The sequence below is a fragment of the Faecalibacterium butyricigenerans genome, assembly GCF_020687345.1.
In the GTDB taxonomy this organism is placed as follows: domain Bacteria; phylum Bacillota; class Clostridia; order Oscillospirales; family Ruminococcaceae; genus Faecalibacterium; species Faecalibacterium butyricigenerans.
The window spans coordinates 1-20,658 of record NZ_JAJEQL010000021.1 but is presented as its reverse complement, the minus strand read 5'-3'; the positions used below and the strand labels follow the sequence as shown (position 1 = coordinate 20,658).

Annotated in this window: 17 protein-coding genes and 1 pseudogene; 8 read left to right on the top strand and 10 right to left on the bottom strand. The window is 54.5% G+C overall.

Annotation, left to right across the window (positions count from 1 at the left end):
- Positions 1 to 15: 15 nt before the first annotated feature.
- Positions 16 to 1,071, bottom strand: coding sequence for a LacI family DNA-binding transcriptional regulator (locus tag LKD23_RS08760; protein WP_227621313.1), 1,056 nt, complete (start codon positions 1,069 to 1,071; stop codon positions 16 to 18).
- A gap of 356 nt (positions 1,072 to 1,427) precedes the next feature.
- On the opposite strand from LKD23_RS08760, the gene LKD23_RS08755 reads away from it, so the two are divergent.
- The 4 genes from LKD23_RS08755 to LKD23_RS08740 all read left to right on the top strand — a co-directional run bounded on the left by LKD23_RS08755 (position 1,428) and on the right by LKD23_RS08740 (position 6,544).
- Positions 1,428 to 2,375, top strand: coding sequence for an ABC transporter permease (locus tag LKD23_RS08755; protein WP_112114530.1), 948 nt, complete (start codon positions 1,428 to 1,430; stop codon positions 2,373 to 2,375).
- Positions 2,359 to 3,294 (top strand): carbohydrate ABC transporter permease, encoded by a 936-nt coding sequence (locus LKD23_RS08750; protein ID WP_431834195.1) that lies wholly within the window; start codon positions 2,359 to 2,361, stop codon positions 3,292 to 3,294. Before LKD23_RS08755 ends, LKD23_RS08750 begins: the two co-directional genes overlap by 17 nt.
- Positions 3,295 to 3,370: 76 nt before the next feature.
- Positions 3,371 to 5,044: an extracellular solute-binding protein gene (locus LKD23_RS08745; RefSeq protein WP_227621311.1), complete on the top strand. Its 1,674-nt coding sequence runs from the start codon at positions 3,371 to 3,373 to the stop codon at positions 5,042 to 5,044.
- A gap of 24 nt (positions 5,045 to 5,068) precedes the next feature.
- A complete protein-coding gene (locus tag LKD23_RS08740; RefSeq protein ID WP_227621310.1) occupies positions 5,069 to 6,544 on the top strand; it encodes a glycoside hydrolase family 32 protein in 1,476 nt (491 codons plus the stop codon).
- A gap of 135 nt (positions 6,545 to 6,679) precedes the next feature.
- On the opposite strand, the gene glgP is transcribed toward LKD23_RS08740, so the two are convergent.
- Complete coding sequence (glgP, locus tag LKD23_RS08735; RefSeq protein ID WP_227621309.1) at positions 6,680 to 8,941, bottom strand: glycogen/starch/alpha-glucan family phosphorylase; 2,262 nt, start codon at positions 8,939 to 8,941, stop codon at positions 6,680 to 6,682.
- A 129-nt stretch (positions 8,942 to 9,070) separates the two neighbouring features.
- Between glgP and LKD23_RS08730 the strand changes: the two genes are divergently transcribed.
- Positions 9,071 to 9,928: an AraC family transcriptional regulator gene (locus tag LKD23_RS08730; protein ID WP_227621308.1), complete on the top strand. Its 858-nt coding sequence runs from the start codon at positions 9,071 to 9,073 to the stop codon at positions 9,926 to 9,928.
- Positions 9,929 to 10,171: 243 nt separating this feature from the next.
- Here the strand turns inward: LKD23_RS08730 and LKD23_RS08725 are convergent, their stop codons facing one another.
- The gene (locus LKD23_RS08725; protein ID WP_227621307.1) at positions 10,172 to 11,197 is read right to left on the bottom strand and encodes a LacI family DNA-binding transcriptional regulator; all 1,026 of its coding nucleotides are present in this window, start codon (positions 11,195 to 11,197) and stop codon (positions 10,172 to 10,174) included.
- Positions 11,198 to 11,484: 287 nt separating this feature from the next.
- Between LKD23_RS08725 and LKD23_RS08720 the strand changes: the two genes are divergently transcribed.
- Genes LKD23_RS08720 through malQ form a run of 3 tightly spaced genes read left to right on the top strand, consistent with a single transcriptional unit; the run spans position 11,485 to position 16,005 of the window.
- Positions 11,485 to 13,662: a PTS transporter subunit IIBC gene (locus LKD23_RS08720; RefSeq protein WP_227621306.1), complete on the top strand. Its 2,178-nt coding sequence runs from the start codon at positions 11,485 to 11,487 to the stop codon at positions 13,660 to 13,662.
- 5 nt (positions 13,663 to 13,667) lie between these two features.
- Positions 13,668 to 14,486, top strand: coding sequence for an endonuclease/exonuclease/phosphatase family protein (locus LKD23_RS08715; protein ID WP_227621305.1), 819 nt, complete (start codon positions 13,668 to 13,670; stop codon positions 14,484 to 14,486).
- Between the two features lie 16 nt (positions 14,487 to 14,502).
- Complete coding sequence (malQ, locus tag LKD23_RS08710) at positions 14,503 to 16,005, top strand: 4-alpha-glucanotransferase (protein WP_227621304.1); 1,503 nt, start codon at positions 14,503 to 14,505, stop codon at positions 16,003 to 16,005.
- A 332-nt stretch (positions 16,006 to 16,337) separates the two neighbouring features.
- Here malQ and LKD23_RS08705 read toward each other — a convergent pair whose 3' ends face one another.
- The 7 genes and pseudogenes from LKD23_RS08705 to LKD23_RS08675 form a co-directional block, all read right to left on the bottom strand.
- On the bottom strand, positions 16,338 to 17,816 hold the full coding sequence (locus LKD23_RS08705; protein ID WP_227621303.1) for a recombinase family protein: 1,479 nt from the start codon (positions 17,814 to 17,816) through the stop codon (positions 16,338 to 16,340).
- Between the two features lie 12 nt (positions 17,817 to 17,828).
- The gene (locus tag LKD23_RS08700; protein ID WP_227621302.1) at positions 17,829 to 18,149 is read right to left on the bottom strand and encodes a type II toxin-antitoxin system RelE/ParE family toxin; all 321 of its coding nucleotides are present in this window, start codon (positions 18,147 to 18,149) and stop codon (positions 17,829 to 17,831) included.
- Entirely contained in the window at positions 18,146 to 18,451 is a 306-nt protein-coding gene (locus LKD23_RS08695) for a type II toxin-antitoxin system RelB/DinJ family antitoxin (RefSeq protein ID WP_227621301.1), read from the bottom strand. Before LKD23_RS08695 ends, LKD23_RS08700 begins: the two co-directional genes overlap by 4 nt.
- Positions 18,452 to 19,249: 798 nt before the next feature.
- Positions 19,250 to 19,684, bottom strand: coding sequence for a hypothetical protein (locus tag LKD23_RS08690; protein ID WP_227621300.1), 435 nt, complete (start codon positions 19,682 to 19,684; stop codon positions 19,250 to 19,252).
- A 249-nt stretch (positions 19,685 to 19,933) separates the two neighbouring features.
- A complete protein-coding gene (locus LKD23_RS08685; RefSeq protein WP_005946665.1) occupies positions 19,934 to 20,140 on the bottom strand; it encodes a hypothetical protein in 207 nt (68 codons plus the stop codon).
- Positions 20,141 to 20,324: 184 nt separating this feature from the next.
- Positions 20,325 to 20,471, bottom strand: coding sequence for a DUF4367 domain-containing protein (locus LKD23_RS12995; protein ID WP_227621299.1), 147 nt, complete (start codon positions 20,469 to 20,471; stop codon positions 20,325 to 20,327).
- A pseudogene (locus tag LKD23_RS08675) lies at positions 20,455 to 20,658 on the bottom strand (hypothetical protein); the annotation flags it as partial. The gene LKD23_RS12995 and the pseudogene LKD23_RS08675, both read right to left, overlap by 17 nt.

Here is a 20,658-nt window from a genome sequence, read left to right as displayed (position 1 = left end):
GGGTTCTCCTTTCGCTCAATCTCCTGTGGATTCGCGCAGGATCAGGTTGGTTTCCGTATAGACGGTGCGATAGTTCAGCAATGGCTCTTCGATGCGGGTCATAAGCAGATTGGCGGCGGTGTAGCCCATGATCTGTCCATGGATATGGATCGAAGTCAGACGGGGGACAAAGTAGGAAGCCTCCTGACTGTCATCGAAGCCGCAGACCCAGATATCATCGGGAACCGAATACCCCAGCTCATTCAATGCCTTGACCAGATCCATGGCAACAAAGTCATTGGCGCAGATAAAGGCATCCGGCATCGTTTTGGACCGACGTATGGTTTCGTACAGGGATGCCGGATAGTTCTGCTGTCCAGATGGCATCGCACAGGTGCTCAGGCCTTCTGTCAGACCAAAGTGCTCCACTGCATCCTTATAAGCCATATAACGCTCAAAGAAGGACTGACAGTGGTTTTTATCCCCCGCAAAGCTGATGCGTTTTTTGCCGCGCTGGACCATGTGGGCCACTGCATGCTGGATCTCAATGCGGTTTTCCATATAAAGGCGGTCGGCTTTAAGAGGAGGACGCATATCCATCACAGGGGTGTCTACAAACAGCAGCGGAACATCCAGATCGCACAGCATCTGTGCGTAGTCATAGTCGAATACTTCAAAGCAGATGATGCCGGCTGTGTGCTGGATGTTGAGAGAAGATGGAAGTATTTTCTCTTCCAGCTCCATGGGAGAAATGCGATGAATGGTCATGCAGCTGTGCAGATGGTCGATTTCCGACTGGAAACGATCCAGCATCATGGAGGAAAAGTGAGAGTTGTTCAGAAACCGGGTCGTTAGCATGGCAATCTCCCGTTTGTCACTCGGCAGAATGAAAGGCTCTGCTGCTTTTGCGGCGTTTTCCTGAAACAGCGGCAGATAGGCAAACTGCTTATAGCCCATTTCGGCGGCTTTGCGCAGGATCTTCTCCCGTGTGGCATCTGCCAGCACACCGGTGTTGTTGATGGCCTTTGAAACTGTGTTGCGGGAAAGCTGCAGTTCGTCGGCAATATCCTGAATGGTGACTTTGGTTGCCATAAGTCATCCTCTTTCTTTATAATATAGGGGCAGATATCCTTTTATAGATAAAGTCTGGTGACGGTTCGTATTCTTTATGACTCCAGTATAGTGCAAATGCACAAATTAGTCAAATGTAAAAATGCAAATCATCATTTTGCATATTTACGCACTTTCGAATTTGTGCACCTGTACAAATGCACAGTATTTCTTTATGTATCCCATGAATTATCATTGACATTCGCTTGTTTGCGTGGTATAAATGAATTAGAGAATTTTACATTTGCACAATCGAAATGAAAAAAACGTAAAATTCAAAGGTGCAAATGTAAAACACTGATCAAGCGGCAAACAAATCAAAAGGAGGAGAATGATTCATGAAAGCAAAGACAGCCTCGCCGGAAACGGCTGTGTTGACGGCAGAACGCAAGCTGCACAACACGTGGGTCTACATCAAACGGCATTGGCAGCTTTACCTGTTGTTCCTGCTGCCTGCCGTGGTGCTGACGCTGGTGTTCAAGTACGCTCCCATGGGCGGTGTGCTGATCGCATTCCAGAAGTACAATCCCTTCAAGGGCATCTGGGGCAGCGAGTGGGTAGGCTTCAAAAACTTTACCCGCTTCATGTCCTCGCCGGACTTCCAGCGCTATCTGATCAACACCCTGAAGCTGAGCGTCTATGGTCTGCTGTGGGGCTTCCCGATCCCTATCCTGCTGGCATTCCTGCTCAACCGTATCGAGAGCAAGAAGATCAAGCAGAAGGTGCAGCTGGTGCTGTATATGCCCAACTTCATCTCGGTCATCGTGCTGTGCGGTATCGTCCGGGTGCTGCTGAGTGTCACCGGTCCGGTGAACGGCCTGCTTCACACCAGCATCAACTTCATGACGCTGCCGGAAGCGTTCCGCCCCATCTACATCATCAGCGGCATCTGGCAGGGTGCCGGCTGGGCATCCATCATGTACACCGCATCCCTTTCTAACGCCAGCAAAGATCTGAAGGAAGCTGCGATGATCGACGGCGCAAACCTGATCCAGCAGATCATGACGGTGGAGTGGCCCGCCATTAAGGATATGGTCGTTATTCAGTTTATCCTGCAGGCAGGCAATATCATGAGCATCGGTTTTGAAAAAGCCTATGCCCTGCAAACTGACCTGAACCTGAACACTGCCGAGATCATTGCAACGTATGTTTATAAAAAGGGCCTGTTGGACGGCGATTACAGCTTTTCCACGGCAGTCGGTCTGTTCAACACCGTTGTCAATGTCATCCTGCTGATCGCAGTGAACAAGGTCGTTGCCAAAATGAACGATGGCAAGGGCTTGTAAGGAGGGGTTTACCATGGCAAAACAGAAAAAATCAAAAATGGCCCTCTACACCAGACAAGATAAGATCATCCTGTACTGCGGCTACGCACTTCTGGGCGTGTTCCTGCTGGCGATCATCATTCCGATGATCTACATCGTCATCGCGTCCTTTATGGATCCGGTCACTCTGCAAAACAAGGGCATCTCCTTTGATTTCAGCAAGTGGAGTCTGGATGCTTACCAGCGTGTCGTTTCGGACAAGCAGATCTGGGTCGGCTTCAAGAACGCAGTACTTTACTCGATCATCTTCACCATCATCTCGGTAGCTGTGACGATGCTTGCCGCTTATCCCATGTCGCTGCCGGACTTCAAGGGCAAAAATATCTTCAACACCTTGTTTGTGATCACGATGTTTTTCAGCGGCGGTCTGATCCCCACCTACCTGCTCATCAACAATCTGGGTCTGCTGGATTCCATGTGGGCGGTCATTCTGCCGGGAGCATTCAGCGTGTGGAACATGATCATTGCCCGTACCTATTATCAAGGCATCCCGCGTGAGCTGCGTGAAGCTGCGGATGTGGATGGAGCCAGCGAGATGCTTTACTTCTTCAAGATCCTGCTGCCCGTCTGTATGCCGGTGGTGGCAGTTCTGGCTCTGTGGCAGTTCGTGGCAATGTGGAACAGCTACTTTGACGCCATGATCTACCTGAACAGCGCATCGAAGCAGCCGCTGCAGCTGGTGCTGCGTTCCATCCTGATCCAGAGCCAGCCGGAATCCGGTATGATCGCAGATATCCAAAGTACTGCCGAACGTGCAAAGATGGCAGAGCTGCTCAAATATGCAACCATTATTATTTCCAGCCTGCCGCTGCTGGTGATGTATCCCTTCTTCCAGAAGTATTTTGATGCCGGCATCATGGCTGGTTCCATTAAAGGCTGAGGATATTCCAGAATTTTATGAGCCGGTACGCTCATCTGTCACACGAAAAAAGAAACATGAAAAAGGAGAAAATACCATGAAAAAGCTGATCTCTCGCCGCAACTTCCTCAAGGTCTGCGCTCTGGCGGGCTCTGCCGCTGCTCTGTCTGCCTGTGGCGGCGGCAAATCCAACGGCGGCAACAATTCTGCTGCCGCAGCTGTGGACGTAACCGGTGCCGTTACATTTCCGCTGTCCGAAAAGGTCACCTTTACCGGTATGACCAGCTTCCCTGTGGGCAGCGAACCCGAGCCGAACAACCGCACCATCTTCAAGCGTCTGGAAGAGCAGACCAATGTGCACATCGACTGGACCGCCATCCAGTCCGACCAGTGGAGCGATAAGATCACCCTGAATATGTCCAACCCCAACACCCTGACGGATTTCGTTTTTACTGCTGATTTTACCGACAGCAATCTGCTGCGCTACGCAGATCAGGGTGTCATCCTCAATCTGGAAGACTACATTGACAACAATATGCCTAATCTCCAGAAGGTCTTTGAGCAGTACCCGGAGTACCGCACGATGTGCACCGACAGCGATGGCCACATCTGGGCACTGCCCTGGATCGAGCAGCTCGGCGCAGAAAAGACCGCCATCCAGACCGTTGGCAACATGAGCTTCATCAATACCAAGTGGCTGAACTTCCTCGGTCTGTCGATGCCCACCACAGTGGACGAGTTTGAACAGGTGCTGATGGCATTCCGTGATAACGCCGCTTCTATCAAGGCAGAGTATGGCATTGACGGCGACATCATCCCCATGTCCTGCATCGTCAACAACGGCGATCAGGATCCCAGCATCCTCATCAATGGCTTTGGCGAAGGCTACGGCGATGCAGACAAAGACCGCCATATCGCCGTTACCAACGACCGGAAAGTCATCTGTGCCGCCACCCAGCAGGGCTATCGTGATGGTCTGGACTGGCTGCACAAGCTGTATGCTGAGAAGCTCATTGACCCGGAGTGCTTCACGCAGGAGTGGTCCACCTATGTTTCCAAGGGCAAGGCTGGCCGCTATGGTGTCTGCTTCAGCTGGGATGTTGCCAACATTGACAACCTGACCGACTGGGAGCCGCTGCCTGCCCTGACCGCCGATACCCGCAATATCACCCCGCAGAACGGCTCTTTCACCAGCGGTTTTGCCCGCGGCAGATGCGTTGTCACCGCAAAGGCAACTAACCCCGCATTGGTGTGCGCATGGCTGGATCAGATGTACGCACCCCTCCAGTCTCCGCAGAACAACTGGGGTACTTACGGCGATGCGGAAGGCTTTAATATTTTTGAACTGTCCACCAACGATAAGGGCGAGCCCATGCTGAAGCACGCTCCTCTGGGCGATGCTTCTCCCGTGGAAGTCCGTGAAGCGCAGTGTGTCAGTGGGCCTCTGGCGGTTCTGGATGATTACTATGGTGTATACGTTACCTGCCCGGACGATGCACAGTACCGTCTGGACTGGATCAAGGAGATCTACACTCCGGATATGAACAACGATTATGTCTATCCCAATGTCTTTATGAGCAGCGAGGACACCGAGCAGGTCTCTAACCTGCAGGCAGATCTGCAGACCTACATGAATACGCAGAAGGCGGACTGGATCATGAACGGCACTACGGATGCAGAGTGGAACGAATATCTGAGCAAGCTGGAAGCCTACGGCCTGTCCGACTATCTGGGCATTATGCAGAAATATCTGGATGCTTACTACGCATAAGAATTCTTTCCTTTGGAGGATTCCATGAACGATTTGACTTTACAAAAAGCCCGTGCCTACGAGGCCGAGCACGGCGCAGCCATTTCCCCGGCGGAACGCCCTGCCTACCACCTGACTCCCTATGTGGGCTGGATGAACGACCCCAACGGCTTCTCCTACTATAAGGGGCAGTACCATCAGTTCTATCAGTATAATCCCTACGATGTGCGGTGGGCGCCCATGCACTGGGGTCACGCCGTCAGCACCGACCTGCTGCACTGGGAGTATCTGCCCTGTGCGCTTGCCCCGGATTCTCCGGCAGACAACGGCCCCGGCTGCTTCTCCGGCTCTGCCACTGAGATGGACGATGGCAAGCAGCTGCTGATGTACACCAGCGTGGTGGCAGAAAAGCAGCCCAATGGGGAGATGCGGGACATCCAGACCCAGAGCATTGCCATCGGTGACGGTCTCGACTACGAAAAGCCTGCCTGCAATCCCGTCCTGACCCAGAAAGACCTGCCGGAAGGCTTCAGCAAGTTCGACTTCCGGGACCCCAAGATCTGGCGTGAGGCCGACGGCACCTACTCCGCCGTCACCGTCTGCCTGGCCGAGGACGGCAGCGGCGCAGCGGCACTGTTCCAGAGCAAGGACGGCTTCGACTGGCACTTTGTCACGGTGCTGGAACGCTGCAACAATCAGTACGGCAAAATGTGGGAGTGCCCGGACTTCTTCCCGCTGGACGGCAAACAGGTCTTGATGCTCGGCCCCATGGAGATGCTGCCCAAGGGCGAGTTCCACAACGGTCACAACGTGATTGCTTTCATCGGCAGCTACGACGAAGTGACCCACACCTTCACCAAGGAAAACGTGCAGCTGATGGACGGCGGCATCGACTTCTACGCCACCCAGACCACCCTTGCCCCGGATGGCCGCCGCATCATGACCGCATGGATGCAGACATGGTCGGACACCGAGGATAAGCCCCGGGGCTGCAAGTGGTTCGGGCAGACCATCTGTCCGCGCGAACTGCACATCAAGGACGGACGCATTATTCAGACCCCGGTGCGGGAGCTGGATGCCGTCCACGGCAAGCGCACCTTCCACGAAAATGTGACGGTGCAGGGCGAAACAACGCTGGAGGGCATCAAGGGCCGTGTGGCCGACCTGACCGTCACGGTGCAGCCCGGCGAATACCGCTCCTTTACCCTCAAGCTGGCCGCTGACGCAGACCATCACACCAGCCTGACCTACGACCCCTACACCTCGCAGCTGACGCTGGACCGCAGCTATGCCGGTTCCCGTGCCGACATCGTACACCGCCGCAGCTGCAAGGTCCGCAGCCAGAACGGTGCGCTCAAACTCCGCATCCTGCTGGACAAAAACAGCATCGAAGTTTTCGTCAACGATGGCGAGCAGACCATGACCGCATGGATCTACACGCCCCAGTCTGCCGACGGCATCACCTTTGCTGCCGATGGTAAGGCAACTGTTACGGCAGAACAGTTTGAGCTGAATCTGTAACCTGATCTTCCCTTCATTTCTCCTTCATCAATACAGCCCCGTTCTGGATTCCTTCACCAGAACGGGGCTGTGCTTTTTGTATCGGTTCTATGCGCTCTATTTTGATGACGGAGCTTTTTGTTGGGGCGATTCAGCTCACTTGCCCAGATGCCAGATGTCGCGGTCATACTCGGCGATGGTGCGGTCGGAGGAGAACATCCCCGCTTTGGCAATGTTCACCAGACACTTGCGCCGCCAGCCCATGGGGTCGCAGGCGTAATCGCTGAGGGCCTGCCCCTTCCGCACGACGTAGGCGTTGAAGTCCGGCAGGGTCTGGAACCAGTCCTTGTGGATCAGCTCGTCGTGGAGGCGGGTCAGGTTTTCGGTGTGACCGGCGGCCAGCATCTCGGGACCGGTCAGGAAGTCGATGGCCCGGCGGATGTTGGCGTCGCCCTCCACCCACTGGGCCGGGTCGTAATCGCCCACGGCATAGCGGTGGATGACCTGATCGGAGGTCTGGCCGAAGATATAGATGTTTTCATCGCCCACCTGCTGGCTGATCTCCACGTTGGCACCGTCCATAGTGCCCAGCGTCAGCGCACCGTTCAGCATGAACTTCATGTTGCCGGTGCCGGAGGCCTCCTTGGAGGCAAGGCTGATCTGCTCGGACAGGTCACAGGCCGGGATGAGCTTTTCGGCGGCGGTGACGTTGTAATTCTCCACAAAGACCACCTGCAGCCACTTGGACACCTCCGGGTCGGCGGCGATGACCTTGGAGAGGGTCAGCAGGGCGTGGATGATGTCCTTGGCAATGGTGTAGGCCGGAGCGGCTTTGGCTCCGAAGATGCTCACCAGCGGGACAGCAGGCAGGTGCCCGGCCTTGATCTCGTGGTACTGATGGATGAGGTACAGCAGATTCAGCTGCTGACGCTTGTACTCATGCAGGCGCTTGGACTGAATATCAAACAGGGCAGAGGAGTTCACCTGCACCTTCTGGGTGCGCAGCAGCCAGTCCGCCAGCGCTTCCTTGTTGGCCTTCTTCACAGCGGTCAGCTCGCCGAGTACGGTCTCGTCGTCGGCAAAGGCCAGCAGCTTTTCCAGTTCAGTTGCGTCCTTGCGGAAACCAGAGCCGATGCGCTGTTCCAGCACAGCGGTCAGGCGGGGGTCGCATTCCAGCAGCCAGCGGCGGAAGGTGATGCCGTTGGTCTTGTTGTTGAACTTTTCCGGGTACAGCTCGTAGAAGCCGTGCAGCTCCGAATTTTTCAGGATCTCGGTGTGGAGCGCTGCCACGCCGTTGGTGGAGTGGGTGAAGTGGATGTCCATGTGGGCCATATGCACCCGGTCGTCCTTGTCGATGATGGCAAGGCTCTCGTCCTTGGTGCGGGTGCGGGCCAGAGCATCCAGCTTTTCGATAATGGGCATCAGCTGGGGCACAACGGCATCCAGATAGGCGCGGGGCCATTTTTCCAGAGCCTCGGCCAGAATGGTGTGGTTGGTGTAGGCGCAGGTCTTGGTGACGATCGCCACGGCCTCCTCAAACTCGATGCCCTTCTCGCCCAGCAGCCGGATCAGCTCCGGGATGACCATGCTGGGATGGGTGTCGTTGATCTGGATGGCGGCGTAGTCGGCCAGATCGTGATAGCTGCAGCCCCGGGCGGCGCACTCGGCCAGAATGAGCTGGGCACCGGCGGAGACCATCAGGTACTGCTGGTACACCCGCAGACGGCGGCCTGCCTCGTCGGAGTCGTCCGGGTAGAGGAAGAGGGTCAGGTTCTTGTCGATGGCGGTCTTGTCGAAGGCGATGCCGTCGTGGACGATGCTCTCGTCGATGGTGTCCAGATCGAACAGGTTCAGGGTGTTGGTGCGGCCCTCGTAGCCGGTGACGGCCAGCTTGTACAGCCGGGCGGTGTACTCTTTGCCCGCCAGCTCCACCGGATAGGTGACGTCGGTCTTTTCGGCCCAGCTGTGGGCGGTCAGCCACGGGTCGGGCTTTTCGTTCTGGACGCCGTCCTCAAAGGACTGGTGGAACAGACCGAAGTGATACCGCAGGCCCACGCCGTCGCCGGGCAGGCCCAGCGTTGCGAGCGAGTCCAGAAAACAGGCCGCCAGACGGCCCAGACCGCCGTTGCCCAGAGAAGGTTCCGGCTCCACCTCTTCGATGTCCGACAGGCGCTTTCCGGCAGCAGCCAGTGCATCGCGGGCTTCCTCGTACAGCCCCAGATTGATGAGGTTGTTGGACAGCAGCTTGCCGATGAGAAATTCGGCACTGATATAGTACAGCTTGCGGCCGGTGACGGGCTGCACACGGTCTGCGCTCTTCTGCCGGACAAGCTCCAGCAGAGCGAGGTACAGCTCCTGATCCGTGCAGTCGGCCAGCGGCTTGCCCGTGAGATTCTGTAAGGTCTCGGTGAAGTTCATAAATGGATCCTCCTTTGCTACGGAAAACAGGTTTGACATCTGCAATTCAAGATATACCACATAAAACGATCAAAATCTTGCCTTAAAAGTGCAGACTATGGTACAATCCTATTATCAGGAGGTGAGACGATGCAAAATCAGGCTTCTTTGCAGGAAACCAAGCAGCACGGTGCCGTGCGGTTCCCGTTTAATCTGTATCCCTGCACCATCCCGGGGGATTTCCCGCAGGTGGCGCTCCACTGGCAGGAGAGCATGGAGCTGGTCTTTGTCAAGCGCGGCGCGGGGCTGGTGCAGGTGGGCGCTGTGCCTTACCCGGCCCGCATGGGGGACATCTTCGTTTTTACGCCCGGCACCCTCCACGCCCTGCGGCAGACGGAGGGACAGTCCATGGAATACGAGAATCTTATTTTTGAGCTGGAGCTTCTGGGTGGTGCGGAGGACCTTTGCGCCGAGAAATATCTGCTTCCGCTCCAGAGCGGGCGGCTGTCGCTGCCTGCCCGTCTGACCCCAAACGATTTGTGTTATCTTCAGGCTGCCGCCTGTCTGCGGGAGGTGGAGGAGGCCAACCGCTCGAAGCTCCCCGGCTATGAGCTGCTGGTCAAGGGGGCGCTGCTGCGCTTTCTGGCTCTGCTCATTGCACAGGGAAAGCAGCAGCTCCTCGCAGAGACCGCCGACACCCAGCGGCTGAAAGCCGTCCTGCAATGGCTCTCGGCCCATTATGCCGAGGCGCTTCGGGTCGCCGATGCTGCCGGGGTCTGCTCCTTCAGCGCCAGCCACTTCATGCGATGGTTCCGGCAGATGACGGGACAGAGCTTCATCGCTTTTCTGAACGAATACCGCCTGAACGCCGCCGCCGAAGCGCTCCAAACTACGGATGAGACCATCCTGACCATCGCCTCCCGGTGCGGGTTTGAAACTCTCTCCTATTTCAACCGGGCCTTCAAGGCACACTTCGGCATGACGCCGCGGGAATACCGGAAAAAATAGGAGAGGGCAGCATCCTTGCCCTCTCAGCTTCGCTGCGCTCAGCAGCTCTCCCAAAGGGAGAGCCTCTGGCGAAACCAGAAACTTTGCAGGAAATGCCAAGGCCTCTCCCTTTGGGAGAGGTGGCATCGCGTAAGCGATGACGGAGAGGGCAAGCCACCTGAAAAGAAAAATCATCCGCGATAAGATCTCACGAGGCTCAGACCGTTCATGAGAAAGGATCGCGGATGATTTTTTGTTTTGAACTCAGACCTCCGGCGGCGGGCAGCAGCTCTCCCGCGGGATGAGCTGGTGCGGCACGATGATCTTGGTGGCCAGAAGGTTCGGGTTTTCGATGTGGTTGATGGTCTGGCTGGCGGCTTCCATGCCCAGCTGGTAGGGGTTGACGTCCACGGTGGTCAGCTGGGGGCTGGTGATGCGGGAGAACAGTGAGTTGTTGAAGGACACGATGGAGAGGTCTTTGGGGATGCGCAGCCCCAGCTTGCCACAGAACTGCTCCAGCACCACGGCAAGGATGTCGTCGCTGACCAGCATGGCGGTGGGACGGTCCGGGGCGGTGAGAAGGGACTTCAGCGGCTCCTCGTAAGCATCGTTCAGGGTGTTGACCTCCACGCAGTCCTCTTCGCGGGGGGTGATGCCGTGCTTGAGCAGGGACACCTGGTAGCCCCGCCTGCGCTCTGCCGAAAACAGCATCGCATTGCTGACCCCGAAGTAGGCGATGCGGCGGTGGCCCAGCTCGCAGAGGTAATCGGCAGCTTCCTCTCCCGCAAGGGCGTTGTCATTGTCGATGTAGATGGTCTGGTTGGCCGACTGTGCCGCCTTGCCCACAATGACATGGAGCAGCCCTTCGCCGCGCAGATAGGCCGCCACCGGGCAGTCCTTTTTGGAATAGAGCAGGATGAAGCCGTCCGCCTGTGCGTTGGCCACCATGCTCTGGATGGCGTCCAAGATCTCTGCATCGTCCTGCCCGGTGATGACCGTGTTCACATACCGCCGCTGGTTGCAGAACTGCCCGATGCCGCGGATGATCTCCAGATGGAATGCGTTTTCGTAGACATCCCGCTGGGAGGAGGGCAGAATGATGCCGATGGTCTTGGAAAATGCCTCCACCGGCTCGGCCTCAAAGTTCGGCTCATAGCCCAGCTGTGCCATGACGCGGCGCACCCGCTCCTTGGTGTCCCGGCTGATGGAGGGGCTGTCCTTGCAGGTGCGGGACACGGTGGAGGGGGAGACCCCCGCCGCCGCCGCGACATCTTTGATGGTAACTGCCATAGTCTGTTCCTCCCTGATGTAATAGCTCTATTGTAAAGCGGTTCCCACGCGATGTCAATGTTTGCGCAAGGAATTGCGCAAACGGTGCAATCCTGTCCTCTGCGTACCCTCGACAATTTCCACAAAGAATCTCGCAAACGGTTGTGCGAAACGTAGAAAACTTATTATAACTCCAAAAAACTCTTGTAAAAGTTGCGGATTTGAATTATTCTTGTTGCATAAAACTACGCAACTCGAATGCAATGGTTGCGCAGAATGATGCAAGAGGAAGAATAAGGAGGAACATCATGACCACAACGACACGTTCTATTGTCGTGACAGCACCCTTCAGCGGAACACTCGTCCCGCTGAGCGAAGTCCCGGATGAGACCTTTGCCAGCGGCGTTCTGGGCGAAGGCATCGCCATCGAGCCGTCCGATGGGCTGTTCTGCAGCCCGGTGGATGGCACGGTGGAGACCATCGCCGAAACGAAACACGCCATTGGCTTTGCGGCAGACAATGGGCTGGAGATCCTGGTCCATGTGGGTCTGGAGACCGTCAGCCTGAATGGCGAGGGCTTCGAGATCCTGGTCAAAGAGGGCGACCGGGTCAAGGCCGGTCAGCCTGTGGCCAAGGCAGACCTTGCGCTCATCCGGGAGCGGGGCCTGAAAACCATCACTTCCATCGTTCTGACCGGCGGCGCAGACGATATGGAGCTGCACTGTGCCGAGGGCATTGCGGCGGCAGGCAAGACGACGGTGCTGACCCTGACGGCAAAAGAGGCACAGCCCGCTGAGGCAGCGGAAGCAGCACCTGCGGCCAGGGAGGCCAGCGCAGAGAAGCCGAAAAAGAAGGGCTTCATCAACTTCGACTTTTTGCAGAAGCTGGGCAAGGTGCTGATGACCGTCATCGCCGTCATGCCCGCTGCCGGTCTGATGATCAGTCTGGGCAAGCTGGTGCAGATGGGCGGCGGCGACATTGCAGCGGTCATGACCATCGGCACCACCATGGAGAACATCGGCTGGGCGGTCATCAACAATCTGCACATCCTGTTCGCCGTGGCCATCGGCGGCAGCTGGGCGAAGGAGCGTGCCGGCGGTGCCTTTGCGGCCGTGCTGGCGTTTGCCCTCATCAACGTCATCACCGGCAACATTTTCGGCGTCACCAGCGCCATGCTGGAAGACCCCAACGCCGTGACCCACACCCTGTTCGGGCAGGAGATCGCCGTCAACGGCTACTTTACCTCTGTGCTGGGTGCTCCGGCGCTGAACATGGGCGTGTTCGTAGGCATCATCGCTGGTTTCGTGGGCGGCGTGGCATACAATAAATACTACAATTTCCGCAAGCTGCCGGATGCACTGGCCTTCTTCAACGGCAAGCGCTTCGTGCCCATGGTGGTCATTGGCTACTCGGTGGTCATCTCCATCGTTCTGTCGCTGTTCTGGCCTGTGGTTCAGACCGGCATCAACAACTTCGGCATCTGGATCGCCAACTCTTCCGAGACCTCTCCGATTCTGGCTCCGTTCATCTATGGCACGCTGGAACGTCTGCTGCTGCCCTTCGGCCTGCACCACATGCTGACCATCCCCATGAACTACACCTCCTTCGGCGGCACCTACACCATCGCTACCGGCGTCAACGCAGGCAGTCAGGTGTTCGGTCAGGACCCGCTGTGGCTGGCATGGGCCAACGACCTCATCAACTTCAAGAAGGCTGGTGACATGGCCGCTTACAATAACCTGCTGGCTACCGTTACCCCCGCCCGCTTCAAGGTGGGCCAGATGATCGGTGCTACCGGTCTGCTGCTGGGCATTGCGCTGGCCATGTTCCGCCGGGTGGATGCCGACAAACGCGCAAACTATAAGTCCATGTTCATCTCCACCGCGCTGGCTGTCTTCCTCACCGGCGTCACCGAGCCGCTGGAATTCATGTTCATGTTCTGCGCCATGCCGCTGTACATCGTGTACGCACTGCTGCAGGGCTGCGCCTTCGCCATGGCAGGCATCATCCATCTGCGCCTGCACTCCTTCGGCAATCTGGAATTCATCACCCGCATCCCTATGTCCCTGCAGGCCGGTCTGGGCGGTGACATCATCAACTTTGTGCTCTGCGTCGCCGCATTCTTTGTCATCGGCTACTTCGTGGCCTACTTCATGATCGGCAAGCTCAAGCTGGCAACGCCGGGCCGTCTGGGCAACTATACCGACGATAACGCGGACGATACCGCCGCCAAGACCGAGAAGAAGTCGGATAACGGTCAGGCCGAGCGCATCATCGCCCTGCTGGGTGGCCGGGAGAACATCGTGCTGGTGGACGCCTGCATGACCCGTCTGCGCGTTACCGTGAAGGACCCCGCCAAGGTCGCCGACCTCGCCGCATGGAAGGCCGAGGGCGCTCTGAGCCTGCTGGTCAAGGGCGACGGCATTCAGGCCGTGTACGGCCCCAAGGCAGACGTCCTGAAATCTGACATCAACGATATTCTGTAAAGACCATGAAACTGTTGACTTTGAATACCCACAGCCTCATCGAGCCGGACTATGAGGCAAAGCGGGACGCTTTTGTAGATTTCATCGCAGAGGAACAGCCGGATGTGTTCGCCCTGCAGGAGGTGAACCAGACGGCCTCCGCTCCGCTGCTGGGGGATGTCCCGGCGGGATACTACCCCTGCCCCGGCAATATGGTGCTGCTGAAAGCGGACAACCACGCCGCAGCAGTGGCCCGGATGCTGGAAGAGCGGGGCGTGCATTACCATTGGAGCTGGCTCCCGGCAAAGATCGGCTACGACAGGTACGATGAGGGGATGGCGGTGTTCAGCCGTGCCCCCATTACCGCCGCCGAAAACCTTCTGCTGAGCAAAAGCAGGGATTATAAATACTGGAAGACCCGCCGTGCACTGGGCATCTGTGCAGGAGATGTCTGGTATTATGCGGTGCATCTGGGCTGGTGGAAGGACGAAGAAGAACCCTTCGCGGCCCAGTGGGAAAAGCTGTCGCAGGCGGCGGGTGCAAAGCAGACCGCCTTTCTGCTGGGAGATTTCAACAGCGAAGCCAATGTGCGGGGGGAGGGCTACGACCTCATCCTCAGCAGCGGCTGGCAGGATACCTATCGTCTGGCACAGCAGCGGGACGAGGGCTACACCGTCGTGCAGGCCATTGATGGCTGGCGGGATGCCCCGGATGCAGCGGCCAAAAAGCGCATCGACCAGATCTGGTGCTCCAAGGTGCTCGCCGTAAAAAGCAGCCGGGTCGTGTTCAACGGCCTGCGGGAGCCGCAGGTGTCCGACCATGCGGGTATTTTGATCGAGTTATAAAGGAAGGTAAACGAAGATGCAGAGAAGTGCAGGCATTTTGCTGCCCATCAGCAGTCTGCCGTCCCCTTACGGCATCGGCTGCTTCTCGCAGGAAGCATACGACTTTGTGGACTGGCTCAAGGAAGCCGGGCAGACCTACTGGCAGATCCTGCCGCTGGGCGTGACCAGCTACGGCGACAGCCCCTATCAGAGCTTTTCCGCCTTTGCGGGCAATCCGTATTTCATCAGTCTGGATGCTCTGGTGGAGGAAGGGGCGCTGACCGCCGCCGAGTGCAAAAAGGCAAACTTTGGCCGCAAGGCAGATGACATCGACTACAGCCGCCTCTACACAGAGCGGGGCCGCCTGCTGCGGCTGGCCTACTCCCGCAGCGACATCGGCCACAACGAGGCATTTGCGGCGTTCTGCGAGAAAAACAAGTGGTGGCTGGACGATTTTGCCCTGTTCATGGCGGTCAAGGGCCGTTTTGAGGGCAAACCGTGGATCGAGTGGGCCGAGGACATCCGTCTGCGCTGGCAGCCCGCCATGGACTACTACCGCCGGGAGCTGTACTTTGAGGTGGAATACCACAAGTATCTCCAGTTCAAATTTGAGGAGCAGTGGCGCGGGCTGAAAGCCTACGCCAACAGCAAGGGCATCCAGATCATTGGAGACATCCCCATCTATGTGGCGCTGGATTCGGCGGACGCATGGGCAAACCCGGGCCTCTTCCAGCTGGACAAGGAGAATCTGCCCACAGCAGTGGCGGGTGTCCCCCCGGATGGCTTTTCGCCCACCGGCCAGCTCTGGGGCAACCCGCTCTACCGCTGGGAAGCGCACCGCGAGACCGGCTACCAGTGGTGGATCACCCGCTTGTGGTACTGCTTCGAGCTGTACGACGTGGTTCGCATCGACCACTTCCGCGGCTTCGACGAGTATTTCTCCATCCCCTACGGCAGCGAGACCGCCGCGCCGGGCCACTGGGAGAAAGGCCCCGGTATCGAGCTGTTCCGCGCTGTGGAGCAGGCACTGGGCAAGCGGAACATCATCGCGGAAGACCTTGGCTACATGAGCGACACCGTGCGTCAGCTGGTGCGGGACAGCGGCTTCCCCGGCATGAAGGTGCTGGAATTTGCTTTTGACTCCCGGGATACCGGCAGTGCCAGCGACTATCTGCCCCACAACTACTCTGTGAACAGTGTGGCCTATACCGGAACCCACGACAACGAAACGCTGGTATCGTGGTACAAGACCATCACTGCCGCCGAGCGTACCATGGTGCGGGACTATCTGTACGACTACGCCACCCAAGAGGAGCAGCTCTATAAAAGCATGATCGCACTGATCCTGCGCAGCGCAGCGGCGACCTGCATCATCCCCATGCAGGACTGGCTGGGGCTGGACAACTCCGCCCGCATCAATCAGCCCTCCACCGTGGGCCAGAACTGGTGCTGGCGGCTGAAAAAGACCCAGCTGACCAAGAAGCTCCAAAAGGAGATCGGCCAGATGACCACCCGCTACGGGCGGAAGAACTGGGCCTGACCGCAAATGCGGCCCATAACTGCATAAGCATGACAACGCCCCCGCTTCGGATGTTCTCCGAGGCGGGGGCGCTTTTTCGTATGGGGTCATTCTACCGATGCAAGAATAGAACGCATTTCTTCTGTTATGTGCTGGAGGTCTGTGCAGAGCTGTGCGATTTCCAAGGCGGGCACAGATGGATTACGCAAGCCACGCTGCTAAAAACAGCCCACTGGGCTGTTTTTGCGCTGTCTTCTGCGACAGCGCCGCAGCTGTTCGAATCCCCCCGCCAGTGTGAGTCTGACATTTATGCAAAAGAAAACCGCCAGTGTATTTCTACACCAGCGGTTTTTTCATGGAGCGAAGCAACCTAAATCCGAACCATTGCCCTCTGGGGCATCTTTGGCAGCAATCTCATCGAACGTGATGGTTTTTGTGCCGTCTTTGTAGTTGAATGTAATCAAAACTTTTTCATCATAGAGATAAACAGCATTCACGAACGTATTGATAAGCGTTTCCCGGTGGCTTTTCACGTTCGGGTCGAGTTTGCGGAAGTTGGTGAGCCAAAATTTCACAAAATCTGCGCTGACTTTCGGTTTCGCCAGCTTTTCTTCCGCGATGCGGATTTCCAACTCTTTCTGCTGAGCCTCCAACTTTTCCAAGCGTCCTTTGGTCGAGCTGGTCAGTACACCTGCTTGAATGGCGTTCAGCATATTCTCAATGCCGTTCTCCACCTCGCGCATCTGCTTTTCCAGCAAAGGAAGCGTGGTGTTTTCCTGATCCTGCAACTCCATGACTTCTGCAACGATGGCATCAATCACGGCATCGTCCTGAATCAGCTTCATGGTTTCAGCTATGACCAAATCTTCCAGCCACTCTTTACGGACGGTCTTTTTCTTGCAGGTCTTGAAACGCTTCGCGGTGGCGCACTTGTAATAATGATGAACGACCTTGTTTCTACCCGTACCGCACTCGCCGAACATCATCGCGCCGCACATTCCGCAGAACAGCTTGGTGGTGAGCAAGTAATCGTCCTCGGCCTTGTGACGGGCAGGAGCGCGGCTGTTCTTCTTGATTTTTTGCTGCACTTCTTCAAACAAGTCCTTGTCCACGATGGCCGGGATGCTGTCGGGCATCACAATGTCCTTGAAGTGGTTTTCTCCGATGTACCGTTTGTTCGTCAGCAGCGTCTGAACACTGTTGTAGGTGAACTTCTGGTTGCGGTTGGTGGTCACGCCACTGTCGTTCAGCCAGTTCATCAGTTCTTTCATAGTTGCGCCATCGTTGTACCGCTGAAAGGCTTCTACCACAAAGGGAGCTTTCAGCGGGTCGACTTGAAAGAACTTCTCCTCATCCACCTTAAAACCAATGGGAATCGTGCCGCCGTTGTACTTCCCCTTCAGAACATTCTCGGTCATGCCGCGCACAACTTTTTCAGAAAGTTCTGCCGAGTAGTATTCAGCCATGCCGGTGAGCATACTCTTGACCATGATACCCGCAGGGCTGTCAGAGATAGGCTCCGTGGCAGATACCAGCTTGACATGATTTCGTTCCAACTGGTACTCATAGTGGGCCGAATCATAGCGGTTTCGGGCAAAACGGTCAAGCTTCCAGACCAGCACGATGTCAAACAGCCGTTTTTCGCTGTCCTTGATCATCTGCTGGAAATCCGGGCGGTTGTCGGTTTTTGCGGAAAGGGCGCGGTCAATGTAGTGTTTGACCACGGTAATGCCGTTCTTTTCGGCATAAGCCGTACATTCACGAATCTGCCCTTCGATGGATTCTTCGCGCTGATTATCGCTGGAATAGCGGGCGTAAATCACGGCAGTCATGGCTGCACCTCCTTACTTCATTTTCCGCAGACGGCGCACAAGGTCGGATGCACTGTACAGCACACGGGCTACCGACACCGCATCCTCGCTCACGATGTAGAACACCGAGTAGTTGTCCACCAGCATCTGCCGCAGCCCTTGGGTGCGCTCCGGCTCGCTTTCCACTAGCGCACAGCGTTCCGGCAGGATGTTCAGCGACTGGATTGCTTCTGCAATGCGGTCATACTGTCGCATTGCGGTGTCAGATTCCAGTAGACGGTCAGCAATGTAGCTGTAAATCTGCTCCATATCACTGAGGGCTGCATGGGAAATTTTTACGTCATACTGCTTCATCTGTGCTGTTCCCTGAACTGTGCGAATGCGCTTGCGGCATTCACGGTATCACCGTTCTGAATCTCCTTGATGCCCACCTGCAAGGCTGCATGAAGCTGATCATCGGTCATGGTGTCAGCGTTCAGTGCCGCAGGAGCCTTCGGCAGGGATAGCGAGAACGGAATGCCGCCAGTCAGCGTGATTTGGCGCAGGTACATATCAATAGCTGTTGCCATCGGGATGCCGAGTTGCTTCAGCACGTCTTCGGCTTGCTGCTTGACAGTAGGGTTGACACGGAGATTGAGTGTCATCGTTTTTTCCATGGTTATCACCTCAAGCTTATTGTAACGTATTTTGCGTTGCAAGTCAATTCGAGGTGAACGCGCAAATGAAATTCTCCATATCGCACAATATATTCATCGTTAAATTGTTCAAAGCGCGGGATATTCATCCTCTATAATAAATTCTTGGAGTGTGCCTAGCTTTTGCTGAGTAGTATGTTTGAATATTATCTCTCTTGGCTGCGACCATGGCAGACTGGAAGATTGACCTTTTTTCATAGAAATGTGATTGGCTGTTACAGAATGGCTCTTCAAAAAGCATTACAGAAAATCCGGAAACTTTTTTGAACCATAATAACTCAAAAAAGTTTCCGGATTTCTGTTTTTGTACGATTGCTATCGTATTTTCATTTTGCAATAGTTTTCATAATTGACCATTGTCCATTACAGAGAATATAGGTCTCTTCCTATAATTGGCTGACATTTTATAGCACACACATTTATTTCTGCATGGAATACCCACTGCTTCCATAAAATATTTACTCGAATAATTTTCCGCAAAATGGACAACGATCTTTCACTGTTAGTACAATTGAAAAGTGCTTCCCACAAAAAGGACAACGACGTGTTATAAAATCAAAAATATAGTCTATCAAAAGTACAACAACAGCTGCTATACGAAACTCAAATGCCCATAGTGCGCATACGACTATTGCTATGAAGATGAATACAGCTTTGCATAATGTGAGTTTTGTTTGGAATTTCATTTTTTATCCTTCTTTCAAGCATTTTCCTTATAAGACGGAACTCTGCATTGGAATCACCACTTTTTTGATAAAATTAGGAGCCATCACTTTCCGACAGCCATTCGTCTAGGATTCTTGATGCTATTTCAGCATATTCTTCATCTGTAGAAATAGATTTCAAATATTTGTAAAGAGTATCTTTTTCTTCTGCCGCCCCAATATAAGGAAGTTCTGCTCCAATTCCAGTTATGACAAGCGCTTCAAAATCCGTATCAGCCATCAGTTTGTTATGATTCAGTATACAAAGCGTATCTTCTGGAAATTCAACAAGCCGCTTAGACAATACCGAAAAACAATCTTCGGTATATCCGCCATCTGAAATTTTAAGTTCTTCTAATATTTGACTCGTTTCCATATCCTCAAGTTCTGATAAAAAATCTTGTGGATTTGATACCGATATGGAAACAGAGGATTCGGTGGAGGATGACGGTAACGAATTTGTTGCGCAGGCGGATAAACTGGCCAGCATGATTGTGAGGATTAGAATTTGAAACCTTTTCATCTCGCTCCTCCAGCATCATATCTTAGGTATCTCTCTCGATAATTTCAAGCACTCCCGTTTTTTGACTTTGATTATTGAGAACGTTCTGAATCGCTAATTGATCACTATTGGTGATGCGAACGCATCCATATGTAGGCCTTAGCGGATATTGAAGTGATGGTTTCACTTTGTCCATGCGTCAAATTGTGACTGATTTCAATGATTTTTTGGTGATGACTAAGATGTTTTATTTAGCTCATTTCGTCCGATGCGGTAAATCTTCTTGTCTTGTTCTCCTACTTCAACAATAAGTTCATTTTTATTGTGATGAACTATTACTGGAATATAGCTATCGGAATTTTCCACCATCAAACATGTGACTCCATTCGTCCATTCACTGTTCAATTCCTTTGATAGCATGGAAATGATTTCTTCTTTCGTCATTTTGATTAATAACCTCCATTTTGTACACTCCCACAGGAGCTTTTGCTTAGTCAATGTTGCTCACACTGCGTTTGTGACAGCTTTTTTGAAAAATTTTCGAGATTTTATCAACTTTGTATATTTGTACAAAAAATGCCGACACATTTGTAAACAATCACAAGTGTGTCGGCAAGGTCTTGACAAATCAGGAAATGCTTTCCGCAATTCTTAGAAGCTCATCATGCGATATCTTTCCAATAATCGTATGCGAAATGCCATCTTTCTCCCAGAATTCTCTGCAAATAGCGGGCTGTTTATGCTTCTTGAGAATCCATCTAGTGAATGCCGACACCCTCCATGATCTTTTCTATCCAATTTGTGGAAGAATCATTTTTCTCACTAAATGACCCCAAATAATGTGACGAACTCTCAACCTCTATTATTACACCATCCGGCATTCTGTATTTTTCTAAACTGAGATTCAAACCTTTAAGTGGGATTGTTCTAGCCAGTTGAGGGATAGAAACTGTATGGAGAAT